The sequence below is a fragment of the Pseudoalteromonas sp. NCCP-2140 genome (assembly GCF_023708065.1).
Lineage (GTDB): Bacteria > Pseudomonadota > Gammaproteobacteria > Enterobacterales > Alteromonadaceae > Pseudoalteromonas.
On sequence record NZ_BRCZ01000008.1, the window covers coordinates 108206 to 119568 of the forward strand.

Annotated in this window: 17 protein-coding genes; 15 read left to right on the plus strand and 2 right to left on the minus strand. The window is 42.2% G+C overall.

Annotated elements, in window-relative coordinates; all coding sequences use genetic code 11:
- Positions 1–263: 263 nt before the first annotated feature.
- Positions 264–851: a nucleoid occlusion factor SlmA gene (slmA, locus tag NFU46_RS15560; protein WP_054554189.1), complete on the minus strand. Its 588-nt coding sequence runs from the start codon at positions 849–851 to the stop codon at positions 264–266.
- A 112-nt stretch (positions 852–963) separates the two neighbouring features.
- Positions 964–2157: a bifunctional phosphopantothenoylcysteine decarboxylase/phosphopantothenate--cysteine ligase CoaBC gene (gene coaBC / locus NFU46_RS15565; protein WP_251603045.1), complete on the minus strand. Its 1194-nt coding sequence runs from the start codon at positions 2155–2157 to the stop codon at positions 964–966.
- Between the two features lie 144 nt (positions 2158–2301).
- On the opposite strand from coaBC, the gene radC reads away from it, so the two are divergent.
- From radC to NFU46_RS15640, 15 genes are all read left to right on the plus strand, one after another.
- Positions 2302–2976, plus strand: coding sequence for a DNA repair protein RadC (radC, locus tag NFU46_RS15570; protein ID WP_175080365.1), 675 nt, complete (start codon positions 2302–2304; stop codon positions 2974–2976).
- Positions 2977–3249: 273 nt separating this feature from the next.
- Positions 3250–3486, plus strand: coding sequence for a 50S ribosomal protein L28 (gene rpmB, locus NFU46_RS15575; RefSeq protein ID WP_036973115.1), 237 nt, complete (start codon positions 3250–3252; stop codon positions 3484–3486).
- 11 nt (positions 3487–3497) lie between these two features.
- The gene (gene rpmG / locus NFU46_RS15580) at positions 3498–3653 is read left to right on the plus strand and encodes a 50S ribosomal protein L33 (RefSeq protein WP_022946036.1); all 156 of its coding nucleotides are present in this window, start codon (positions 3498–3500) and stop codon (positions 3651–3653) included.
- A 227-nt stretch (positions 3654–3880) separates the two neighbouring features.
- Positions 3881–4222: a 30S ribosomal protein S6 gene (gene rpsF, locus NFU46_RS15585; RefSeq protein WP_036973113.1), complete on the plus strand. Its 342-nt coding sequence runs from the start codon at positions 3881–3883 to the stop codon at positions 4220–4222.
- A gap of 67 nt (positions 4223–4289) precedes the next feature.
- Positions 4290–4592, plus strand: coding sequence for a primosomal replication protein N (gene priB, locus NFU46_RS15590; protein WP_036973732.1), 303 nt, complete (start codon positions 4290–4292; stop codon positions 4590–4592).
- Between the two features lie 12 nt (positions 4593–4604).
- On the plus strand, positions 4605–4832 hold the full coding sequence (rpsR, locus tag NFU46_RS15595) for a 30S ribosomal protein S18 (protein WP_002962753.1): 228 nt from the start codon (positions 4605–4607) through the stop codon (positions 4830–4832).
- A gap of 35 nt (positions 4833–4867) precedes the next feature.
- Positions 4868–5320 (plus strand): 50S ribosomal protein L9, encoded by a 453-nt coding sequence (gene rplI / locus NFU46_RS15600; protein WP_054554192.1) that lies wholly within the window; start codon positions 4868–4870, stop codon positions 5318–5320.
- Positions 5321–5623: 303 nt separating this feature from the next.
- The gene (locus tag NFU46_RS15605) at positions 5624–6055 is read left to right on the plus strand and encodes a type IV pilin protein (protein WP_308200367.1); all 432 of its coding nucleotides are present in this window, start codon (positions 5624–5626) and stop codon (positions 6053–6055) included.
- A 5-nt stretch (positions 6056–6060) separates the two neighbouring features.
- A complete protein-coding gene (locus NFU46_RS15610; protein ID WP_251603047.1) occupies positions 6061–6513 on the plus strand; it encodes a GspH/FimT family pseudopilin in 453 nt (150 codons plus the stop codon).
- The gene (locus tag NFU46_RS15615) at positions 6510–6911 is read left to right on the plus strand and encodes a prepilin-type N-terminal cleavage/methylation domain-containing protein (RefSeq protein ID WP_251603049.1); all 402 of its coding nucleotides are present in this window, start codon (positions 6510–6512) and stop codon (positions 6909–6911) included. Before NFU46_RS15610 ends, NFU46_RS15615 begins: the two co-directional genes overlap by 4 nt.
- On the plus strand, positions 6908–7432 hold the full coding sequence (locus NFU46_RS15620; RefSeq protein ID WP_063528379.1) for a prepilin-type N-terminal cleavage/methylation domain-containing protein: 525 nt from the start codon (positions 6908–6910) through the stop codon (positions 7430–7432). The genes NFU46_RS15615 and NFU46_RS15620 overlap by 4 nt, the downstream gene beginning before the upstream one ends.
- Positions 7425–9173, plus strand: coding sequence for a polymer-forming cytoskeletal protein (locus NFU46_RS15625; RefSeq protein ID WP_251603051.1), 1749 nt, complete (start codon positions 7425–7427; stop codon positions 9171–9173). Before NFU46_RS15620 ends, NFU46_RS15625 begins: the two co-directional genes overlap by 8 nt.
- 141 nt (positions 9174–9314) lie before the next feature.
- On the plus strand, positions 9315–9866 hold the full coding sequence (locus NFU46_RS15630; protein ID WP_251603054.1) for an RNA polymerase sigma factor: 552 nt from the start codon (positions 9315–9317) through the stop codon (positions 9864–9866).
- Complete coding sequence (locus NFU46_RS15635) at positions 9853–10338, plus strand: hypothetical protein (protein WP_251603056.1); 486 nt, start codon at positions 9853–9855, stop codon at positions 10336–10338. Before NFU46_RS15630 ends, NFU46_RS15635 begins: the two co-directional genes overlap by 14 nt.
- A gap of 11 nt (positions 10339–10349) precedes the next feature.
- Positions 10350–11291 carry a DUF4097 family beta strand repeat-containing protein gene (locus NFU46_RS15640; protein WP_251603059.1) on the plus strand — a complete coding sequence of 314 codons (942 nt, stop codon included), beginning with the start codon at positions 10350–10352 and terminating at the stop codon, positions 11289–11291.
- The last annotated feature ends 72 nt before the right edge of the window (positions 11292–11363 follow it).

The following is an 11363-nucleotide window of genomic DNA, read 5'->3' on the forward strand; positions in this document are numbered from 1 at the left end:
TTAATAAACAATTCGAGTAGATACGATAAGTGGCGTGTTTGGGGAGGTGGAAGGGGATAGTTGCGAGGGGAGAGCTTGTAGGCGTGAAATTCATTTCACGCGAAAAAAATGCACAAAGAGAAGTGAATGAGAAAAGAATGAGGAAAGTTAGTAAGCAGCTTGCTAACTTTACTCTTTCCCCTAGAAGCTCGCTAACTGTTTGGAATTCAATCTGATAGCTGACGGCTTAAGGCTGACAGCTCAAACTTTCACCTAGCAACTCACTACAACCAAATCTTCTGTAGCTCTGGCCATTGTTTTTCAAATTGTGCACTTGGTTTTGCTTTAAAGTCGCTGCGCACGAATTGGTTCATCTTACCTTCTACATAGGCGAGTAAGAAGTTGGCTAGGGTGCTTTCGTCTGACTGGAATGCTTTACCTTCGCGAAGTTTGCGTTCGCGTAGCACTTGCTTGAACTGAGTTTCTAGCTTTTCAAATAAGCCTTGTACACGCTCACGTAAACGCTCTTGCTCACCTTGTAAGGCATCACCGGTCAAAATGCGGGTAATGCCCGGGTTTTTCTCGGCGAAGGCTAACAATAACAGCAAAATATTGTATACACGTGTTTGGCTTTCTTTCTCATTTTCTAAAATGAGGTTAATGCGTGATAACAGGGTATCTTCAATAAACTCGATTAGGCCCTCAAACATCCGTGCTTTACTCGGAAAATGACGATATAACGCAGCTTCAGACACACCTACCTCAGCCGCGAGTTTTGCGGTTGTGATACGTTGACCTGGGCTGGTTTCTAACATTTGTGCGAGTGCTTGCAGAATCTGCTCTTTGCGATTACTTCTTTTTGTCGCAGGCATGACCATTCCTTTCTTATAATTTATTACTTGCGCTGTTGGGAGTCAGACAAGCCATTTTTTGTGCAAATGAGTGGCTTATGTTAATGTTTTATTCAGTTTCTTTCCAGCATTTTTACAAACGCTTGGCAAGCTCAGTCATTACGCTCATGGCTAAATCTTTTTTACTTCCCATTGCTAAATCTAGCTGCTCATTGTGCCAGAAGAGTGTTAAAGCATTATGATCAGAATTAAAGCCAAGGCCTTCTTTTGATACGTCATTTGCGCAGATCATATCGAGATTTTTGTTCTTTAATTTACCTTGAGCATAGCTTGCAACATCTTGAGTTTCTGCCGCAAAGCCAACGGTATAAGGGCGGTTTTCGCTAAGCGCAGCGACGTTAGCGATAACATCTGGGTTTTTAACTAAGGTAAGGGTCAGTTCATCACCTTGCTTTTTCATCTTTTGCTCATGAATTGCAGCTGCACGGTAATCAGCCACTGCTGCACAGCCGATAAAAGCATCCGATTGCGCGGCAAGCTTCATTGAGGCGGTAAGTAATTGCTCAGCACTTTCTATATTAGTAAGCAGGGCATTAGCAGGTGCTGCAATTGTTACGGGGCCTGAAATCAGATTTACCTTTGCACCTAGCGCAAGTGCAGCTTCTGCAAGGGCATAACCCATTTTGCCTGAGCTGTGGTTAGAGATATAACGAACTGGGTCGAGGGCTTCTCGGGTTGGTCCTGCTGTAATCGTGATGGTTTTGCCTGCAAGTAATGGCTCTACCTCAGGTTGTGTACAAAGCGCGACTAACTCATGAGGCTCTAACATGCGTCCTGCGCCAACATCACCACAGGCTTGTTCGCCTTTACCTGGGCCCCAAATAGCCACGCCGCGCTCACTTAGTGTGGCAAGATTTGCTTGTGTAGCAGGGTGGGCATACATTTGTTGGTTCATTGCAGGCGCAACTGCTACCTTTGCAGGAGTAGCCAGTAGTAGGGTTGTTAGTAAGTCATCTGCAATACCCATCGCCATTTTGGCTAAAATATTACTGGTTGCAGGGGCGACTAAAATAAGGTCTGCCCATTTGGCAAATTCGATATGACCCATTGCGGCTTCTGCTGCTGGGTCGAGTAATGAATCAGAAACAATCTCACCGCTTACCGCTTGCATAGTTAAAGGAGTAATAAAGTGTTTGGCTGAGTCGGTCATGACGACTTTTACTTCACAGCCTTGATCTTTTAAACGGCGAACAAGTTCTGCGCATTTATAGGCTGCAATACCACCACTCATACCTAGCAGGATTTTTTTATTTACTGATTTTGTCATTACGTGAAATTTAACCTTTGTCGATATGGGCTAACGATAGCAAATCTTTACCGATAGCATGAAGTTTTCTTTTATACAGACAGGAAAAAATTGGATTTTATAGTACAGTTTAATAAGTGGAATAGTTGTTTTAAGGATGAAGCAATGCCATTAACCGATTTACCTTTATCAGCAAGGCCGCGGGAGAAGTTACTTGCCCAAGGAGCCAAAGCACTCTCAGATGCAGAGTTATTAGCAATATTCTTACGTACCGGTGTGCCGGGTATGAATGCCATTGAGCTGGCGGAGCACCTGCTCGATATAAACAGCACTTTGCACGACTTATTTAATGCATCTGAACAAGAGTTCTGTGCCCAAAAGGGTTTAGGAGCCGCTAAGTATGTGCAGCTTCAAGCGGTACTTGAGCTAAGCCGGCGCTATATGCTTGAGCAATGTAAGCGCGAGGCACTATTTACTTCGCCGCAAGCCGTGTATGACTATTTAACTATTCAGCTGCGAGGCTTACAGCAAGAAGTATTTATGGTGCTGTACTTAGATAGTCAAAACCAGCTAATTAAAGACGAAGTACTTTTTTACGGCACTATTAATGCCGCTTCTGTTTACCCACGCGAAGTTGTTAAAGCTGCACTGCGTAATAATGCGGCGGCACTAATACTTGCTCATAACCACCCAAGCGGGGTTGCTGAACCTAGTCAGGCCGATAAATTAATCACTACAAAATTACAGCAAGCCTTAGCCTTAATTGACATAAATGTGCTGGATCACATCATAGTGGGTGGTGAAAATTGTGTTTCGTTTGCTGAAAGAGGGCTTATATAGAGCCAACTGTATTAGAGAGTGTGTTAAAAATGAGCAGTTTAGGGCGATTTTAGAAATTAGTTTAATTTAAATGCAGTTTTTACTTTCCCTAAGGGCATTCGATCTTTATAATTAGCCGCTATCAAATTTACACATGAGCTGATTGGATAAGATCTGTTACTTGATCTTTGCCTGTATAAGCTGTATAAAGAGCGCCCTTCGATTTATCCCGGGGCACAAATACTGGCCTAAGGGAAAATTAAGCTCGAGCGAAGTTATTGGAGATATATAGACATGTCTAAAGTATGTCAAGTTACAGGTAAGCGTCCAGCGGTTGGTAACCACCGTTCACACGCGAGAAACGCGACTAAACGTCGTTTCCTACCTAACCTACAAACTCACCGTTTTTGGGTTGAAAGTGAAAAACGTTTTGTAACACTACGCACTACTACTAAAGGTATGCGTATTATCGATAAAAAAGGCATCGACGCGGTTCTTACAGAAATCCGTGCTCGTGGCGAAAAAGTTTAAGGAACTGAATCATGCGCGATAAGATCCGTTTAGTTTCAACTGCTGGTACTGGTTTTTTCTACACTACCGACAAGAACAAGCGTAACATGCCTGAAAAAATGGAAATCAAAAAATACGATCCTAAAGCTCGTAAACACGTGATTTTCAAAGAAGCTAAAATCAAGTAATTTTAGTTTTCAGAATTCAAAAACCCAGCCTCGGCTGGGTTTTTTGTTTTTAGCGTTTAGAAAATCTTAATAGGGCACAATAATCTAGCTTGGCTTGCTGTTTTATCTTGCTTAATTATCAATCTAAGCGTAAAATGCGCGCTCATTTCGGCTTATTAAATTTAATTCCTTGCCTTAAACCGACTGGCCGAAACGGTAGAAGGCTCTATTAACCGTAAGGAATATCCATGCGTCATTACGAAATCGTATTCATGGTTCACCCTGATCAGAGTGAGCAAGTACCTGGTATGATCGAACGTTATACTGGTTCTATCACTGAAGCTGGTGGTACTATCCACCGTCTTGAAGACTGGGGCCGTCGTCAATTGGCTTACCCAATCGACAAGCTTCACAAAGCTCATTATGTTCTTATGAACGTTGAAGCACCTACTGAAGTAATCAGCGAGCTAGAAACTACTTTCCGCTACAACGATGCAGTGCTTCGTAACTTAGTTATGCGTACTAAAGACGCTGTAACTGAAGCATCTCCTCTTGCGAAAGAAGAGAAGAAAGAAGCACCAGCTGCTTAATCGTTTTGAGTTCAAGCATGGCGCTTGCAGTTGAGACAAAAAGATGAGCCAACCGCTTAATCCTTATATGAATCAGCTGACACTATCTGGGGTTGTTTGTAAAACACCTAAATATAGTCAAAGCCCTGCTGGTATACCGCATTGTATTTTTGTTCTTGAACATAAATCGATGCAAGTTGAGGCAGACCTTAACCGTAACAGTTATGTCAGGCTTCAAGTTGTTGCCAGCGGCACGCCAATGCAACAACAAACTCAACAATTGCACGTTGGGCAACAAGTGCAAGTGACGGGGTTTTTAAACCGTCACGAAGGCCGAAACGGCTTAAGCCAATTGGTCTTGCATGCTCAACATATAGAAAGAATTTTTTGAGGAATTTTACTCATGGCACGTTATTTCAGACGTCGTAAGTTCTGCCGCTTCAAAGCGGAAGGCGTACAACAAATCGATTATAAAGATCTAGCTACTCTTAGAAACTATGTTACAGAAAGTGGCAAAATCGTACCTAGCCGTATCACAGGTACTAGCGCTAAATATCAGCGTCAGCTAGCAACTGCTATCAAGCGTGCTCGCTACTTAGCCCTTCTTCCATACACTGACTTACATAAGTAAGCAGCGGATTAACAGTTTTTAAAAGGTGTAGAGACATGCAAGTTATTCTACTAGACAAGATCGCAAACCTAGGTGGCCTAGGTGACCAGGTTGTAGTTAAATCTGGCTTCGCACGTAACTTCCTTTTCCCACAAGGTAAGGCAGTTCCTGCAACTAAAGCTAACATCGAAACTTTCGAAGCACGTCGTGCTGATTTAGAAGCTAAGATCGCTGAAGATCTAGCTGCTGCTCAAGCTCGCGCTGACAAGTTAGAAGCATTAGCTGAAGTTACACTAGTTTCTAAAGCTGGTGACGAAGGCAAGTTATTCGGTTCTATCGGTACTCGCGACATCGCTGAAGCTATTTCAGCTGTTGGCGTTGAAGTTGCTAAATCAGAAGTTCGTTTACCTCTAGGTACTATCCGTGAGACTGGCGAATTTGACGTAGCAATCGCAGTACACTCAGACGTATCGGCTACTATCAAAGTAATCGTTATCGCTGAAGCTTAATAGCAATATTAAGTAAAAAAAGCCGCACTTAGGTGCGGCTTTTTTGTGCCCGAAATTTATAAATTGTAGCATTTTGTACCGCTATTGCTTCTTCGTTGATCATCCAATAGTATTGGTTTCTATATTTTAAATAGACAAATACCAATCCTATAATCTTACCTATTTTACAAACATGCGTTCTTTTTTCTTAATTTTCTTATTCTTATTAGTATAATCGAATGAGTAAAAGTAAATTGGTTAAAATTGACACTGACAACGCTGTCATTTATATTGTGCTGGTTAAAAAGTATTAAGGGGTTGAGGTTGAAAAGTGCATTAGTACCACATGGAATGGGTAAACAAACAGGCTTTACATTAGTAGAAATTCTTATCGTGATCGCTATTTTAGGGATTTTATATAGCGTAGCATTGCCTGCTTACACTGAGCACATGCAACGTAGTCGCCGTGCTGATATTCAACAAGAGTTACTGCAATACAGCGCCAGCCTTGAACGTATTTATTCACGAAATGGCGGCTACCCTAATGCATTTGCAACTCAAAATACTGACTATTACACCTTTACCTACACAGCAACAGATAAAGTATCAGGTGCTGTAAGCGACTTTAAAAATCGTGGCTACAGTTTAAAAGCCGCTCCTAAATCGGGTTCGGCGCAAGCAAGTGATCGCTGTGGTGACTTAACCGTTAAACATGATGGTAGTTATAGCGCTTCATTTAGTGATTGCTGGGAGTAACACAATTGCGTCGAATTGCAGGGTTTACCTTAATTGAGTTAATGGTTGTGCTGAGTGTTATTGGCATTATGGCAGCCCTTGCTTTTCCGTCTTTTAGCCAACAAATTTTGCAAGATCGCGTGGTAACAACTGCAAATCAATTAAATAGCGCCTATAAATTTGCACGTAGTGAAGCGGTCAAACGCGACAAACCTATTAACCTAGTTGTCAGTAATAATAGCTGGCAAGTGACCCTCAACGAGGGCGGGGTAGACACAGTTTTAAAAGAATTTTCGGTCACAAAAAGCGGAGTTACCGTCAACTTAGTCGCATTGGCCATTAGTGCCAGTGGTGAAGTTGATAAACAAGCTGAAATTTTAGTGAAAGATGAACACACAAACACCATAGATTACGTGATGTGTGTGCTTAAAAGTGGCCAAAACTGGTTAGTAGAAAATTCACAGCGAGGATGTGCATGAATAAGCAGGCAGGCTTTTCATTATTAGAAGTGATGATTTCAGTGGTGATCGCTGGCATCGCATTATTAGGCTTGGCGGCAGCGCAGCTAAAATCGCTGCAATATGCAACCAATAGCTTTAATTACACCGTTTCACTTATTCAAGGGCAAAACACCATTGAGCGGTTATGGCCGCGTATTTGTGAAATTCAAAAAACCAATACCGCACTTTTTCAAGACGCGATATTTAGAGCTTCCCTCGCGCCACAAGTGAGTGATTATCAACTGACAATCCCAGCTACTTACAGTGATGATATGCAAGTTAATGTGGCTTGGGTCGATAAGCGCATGACAGACAATGCAGAAAATCAAATTAGTCTAAATGCCAGTTTCCCTGATTTAACGGCGGTGTGCTCATGAATAAACGCGTTCAGGGTTTTACCTTAGTTGAACTGATGGTGGCATTGGCAGCTGGCGCTTTTTTATTAGCTGGGGTGAGCTTGTCTTACTCGGCGATTAAAAGCACGATTGAGGTGAGTAAAGAGCTTGAAAACGCTCAAGAAGTGATTCGCTATACCAGTAAAGTATTCAACCGCAGCATAAAGCAAACACAACTAACACCCACCATCAGTGCAGATAAAAGCACGATTACTATTACTCAGCCAAGTGGTGTCATTGCCTGTGATGGCTCTGCGACAACTGCGCAGGTGGTTGAAGTATATAGCTTAAATGGCAGTAACTTAATGTGTTCACTCGATGGTGCTGCCTCAGAGCGATTACTGACAGGTATCGAAGCTTTGTCATTTGATATCGCCGGGGAGCTTGTTACCGTTACTGTAAAGCCAAATGATTTACCTGCTCAATTTGGCAATGGCATTAATATTGATATTGCCTTAACCAATGCAATATTAGTCAAAGCATACGGAGCTGGCAGTGTATAACAAGCAAAATGGTTTCACCCTAATTACAGTGTTGATCTTAACCAGTATGGCCAGCATCGTGGTGCTTAGTTCGCTGCGTGAAAACATTGTTCAAGAGCGCTTAAGTGGTAACTTTCAAAAGAAATTAAACAGTCGCTTAATGGCTGAAAAAGGTGTGTTTGAACAAGCTAAGTTATTGCAACAAACCTTGAATGACGAAGGTGTATTAGCGGTTGAAGATTTGATCAGTAAAACCAGTAATGCATCGGGCTCTGGTGTTATCGCTGATGATGCCATTTTTAATGCCAGTTTAAGTCAAAATGCTGCTGGTGAGCTTGAAATTGCAAGCTTAGGGCAACGATTTGATGGTGACGCACAAAGTAACTTAGTCGCCCGTTTTGCAGTACAAGGCGCGAAAGGTAGCTCTGTTTTCACTAATGCGATGGTGGGCTGTAAAGGGGTTAACTTGTCGGGTAGTGGTAGTATCGATAGCTATGATTCGAGCAAAGGCACCTACGAAGAAACCAAATCGAATGATGGTGATGTTTCAACGATAGCTGGTGATTCAGATGTGGTGCTATCGGGTCACTCACCGATAAAGGGCGATGTAAAAGCGACCGGGGTTATCTACTTAAATGGTTCATCACCAATTATTGGTAATATCCATTCAAATACCGGTGTTTATATCTCTCCTGGCAGTGGTTTACGTGTTGACGGTAATGTCTATACCCGAGGTTATTATACCCATCGTGGGGGGACTGTTTCGGGCGTTGTGCGAGCCAATGGTGATGCAAAAATGCAGTGGTCAACATTCATTACGAATAGCCAAGGCGAAGCGCTGGATATAATGTATGGTGGCTCTGGTGATTTTAAAGATACCTACAATAATCAACAAGATGGTGTGCACTACAGTGATAGTAAGTTTAATGTAAACCCGAATGTTGAACCGATTACCGTTGCTGACCCAACAGCACCCGATTATGATCCTACAAACCCAGATACCAGTTGCGACCCGTTAATTTTGCCAGAGAAAATGACAGACATCACAGACCAAGCGAGCAGTTATAGTTCTGTTTCGATTGGTCCTACGCAACAATTTAAATTTAATACTGAACAGGGCTTTTTTAGTAGCGGTGGTAGCCAAGTAATTTTGCCAAGCCTTGCCGATGTTTTCTTGTTTAACTCTAAAGCGCAAAACCAAGCCAATGGCAGTAACAGTAAAGAGTATATTTTTGCACTTGATAGACTCAAGATGACCAGTGACGGCAAAATGGAGGTCTCTGGTGGTGATGTTATTTTACTGATTGATGGCGACTTTTCGATGGAAGGGGATACCAGCCTAACAATTAAAAAAGATAGTAGCTTAACGGTGTTATTAACTGGAAAAGTCAATATTGGCGCAGGCGCAAAAGTTATTACTGAGCAAGAAGGCTTAACCACCAGTGGTCATCCGTCGTTATCATTTTATTCATCATTTAATGGTGTAAATGGCGTGCAATTTAGTGGTGCTGCGAATTTATATGCGGCTATTTATGCCCCTTTGACAACAGTAAAGCTATCGGGCAGTGGTGAGCTGTTTGGTAGTGTGCGTGGCTCAACAATTACCGCAACAGGGGGCAGTGGTGCTCACTATGATGCTGGTTTATTACAAGTACAAAATGGCGGCACGCCTGCTTCTTCGGCACGTATCGTATTTTTAGGTTGGAGCTACAAAACCGCAGAAACAACTGAAGAAGAAAGCGAAGCATCACCTGGAGAATAACGCAAAGCCCCAAATAAAATTGTGTAAGCTCAATTATTTGTAGCTTACACAAAAAAATTAATTTCATTTAAACCTTTTGAATCCCTCCTTACGTCTAATACACTAAATTCACAACAATAATCATAAAGGACAACATCCAGGATGTTGATAGATGCAGAACAAGCGTTCGCCCAGCAAAGTGAGCATGCCTTGATTGAGCGCGTAAAAAGCGGTGATCAAGCTGCCTATGCAACACTTTATGAGTTGCATGTGAAGCGGGTATATAGCCTATGTTTGCGATTACTTGCAGACAAAGAGCACGCCGAAGATGCAACACAAGAAGTGTTTGTACAGTTGTGGCACAAAATCGCGAACTTTGATGGACGCTCACAATTTTCGACTTGGTTACACAGTGTTACAAGCAATATTGCGATTAGCTACATTCGCAAACATAAAAGCTGGTTTCAAAAAGTAGTCAGTTTTGAACAAAGCGGAATGGATGAGCAAAGCGCAGCAGGTTGCGACGGCTTTAACGGCCTCGATAAATTAGTACTGAGACTACCTGAGCGAGCACGTATGGTGTTTGTGCTCCATGCAATTGAAGGTTATCGCCATGAAGAGATAGCAAGCATGCTTGATATGGCGGTCGGTTCTAGTAAATCGCAATTTCACCGTGCAAGGCAGTTATTAAAAGAGTGGTATGAAAATGAGTAAGCCAGAATTTGAACAATTTTTAAATGACTCGCTTAACCAGCAGCAAGATATTAGCCCAGATAAAGATCTTTGGCCGGGGATAGAGCGAGCAATTGCAACAGGGCAAACACATCAAGCTGATAAGCCAACACATGGCTGGAATAAGCTCGCAGCTATCGCCGCTTGTTGTATTGCCGCGCTTTTGACTGTACAGCTTTTTGTTGGCCAAGCTGAGCCAAATAGCATGATGGCAATGAGCGATTATTTTACCAAACAAAAGCAAGGTTTGTTGGTGCAGTATCAAAATCAACCTGCATTAACCGATAACTGGCAGCAACAACTAAAAGAGTTAGAAGAAGCCGAAAGTGCCATTAAGCAAGCACTTGAGAATGAACCTGAAAACCCAGCTTTATTACAAATGCTGTCGCAGGTTTATCAGCAACAATTGGACTTAATTAACAAGGTGCATGCACCGAAGTGGCAAACGATTTAGGAGTGACAATTATGAAATTACTAGCCTTAACTTTAGGATTACTGCCACTGATGGCAATGGCAGGACAAACTATTAATGAACAAATTGATGTACCTGCAAATAAACGTATTTTTATTGAAAACCAACGTGGTGATGTACGCATTGAAGGGTGGGATAAACCACAACTTAAAATCGAAGGTGAGCTTGACGATAAAGCACAAGGCTATCGTTTAGAGGTTGAAGGCAGTCGTGTTGAATTTATCGTAAAAATGCCGCGTAACTTAGGTGGCTGGAATAGCGGTGACGGCTCTCGATTGACCATTTACATGCCAAAAAGTAGTGAGCTTGAATTTGCAGGGGTGAATGTCACAGTTAGTGCTAAAGAGCTTGAAGCAGGCGCAGAGATTGATACCGTCAATGGTGATATCACAGTGCAAGATATTAGCGGCAACATGAGCTTTGAAACGGTCAATGGTGATGTAAATGCCCACGACTTAAACGGTGATATTCGTTTTGAAACAGTCAACGGTGAAATTAACGATAAAAACTCGCAAGGTGCTTTACGCTTTACCGCGGTGAATGGCGACATTAAGTCAAAAACCAAAGCACAAGATGTTCGCCTTGAAAATGTAAACGGTGATATCGACTTTGCTTTTGATGCAATAAAAAAGCTGCGCATCAATACCGTAAACGGTGAAGCAGAAGTTCACATCAATAAGCTGCTTGAAGATGCCAATATTCGTTTTGAATCAGTCAGTGGTGACGCCGAGTTTTACTTCCCAGCTGATGTATCGGCAAAGTTTGAAATTGAAGCTCACGCTAACGGTAAAATCGTTAATGAGCTTAGTGATGACAGAGCAACGAAGGCGAAATACGGCCCATCTAGCGACTTAGAATTTAGTATTAACGGTGGGGATGCTGATATCGAAATGGATACGATTAGCGGACGCATTGAACTTCGTAAACAGAAATAACGATTAGAGTTCACTCAATTACAATAAAGCGGGAGGACTTCCCGCTTATACCAATCGTGTTAAGTTGTTGGT